1 protein-coding gene is annotated in these 460 nt (G+C 39.8%); it reads right to left on the bottom strand.

Annotated elements, in window-relative coordinates; translation table 11 throughout:
* Positions 1–105: 105 nt before the first annotated feature.
* Positions 106–460 (bottom strand): hypothetical protein (locus tag CDA63_RS21150; RefSeq protein ID WP_206780472.1); only part of this gene is annotated, 355 nt, incomplete at its 5' end.

The following is a 460-nucleotide window of genomic DNA, read 5'->3' on the forward strand; positions in this document are numbered from 1 at the left end:
CCAGTATGCTCGTGTTCAATTAGCGCAAGCGTTACTTGTGGAATTAAGTATCCTAATAGTGTAAACACGAAACCATTCAGCACGGTTGAAAGCAACCCCCACGTGTTATTGTAGCCGAAGCTGTAATCTTGTCGTTGCCTGTGATAGACGATCTCGTTCTATACCACAAACTGTAGCGATGAGTGCATATTTAAAGCGATTCGGACGTACTTCATAAGTGTTCACATCTTCATGCTTTAAAACACGTTCAAAGCGACTTTCCGGAATATAGAACATATTATATAGTGCAAACACCCATATAAAACGGAATACATAAACGAGTATTGCGATAATAAACATATACTTCATCGTTGACAATATCCCAGTATGCTCGTGTTCAATTAGCGCAAGCGTTACTTGTGGAATTAAGTATCCTAATAGTGTAAACACGAAACCATTCAGCACGGTTGAAAGCAACCCC

Source organism: Hymenobacter amundsenii, from assembly GCF_002204745.1.
GTDB classification, from domain to species: Bacteria; Bacteroidota; Bacteroidia; order Cytophagales; family Hymenobacteraceae; genus Hymenobacter; species Hymenobacter amundsenii.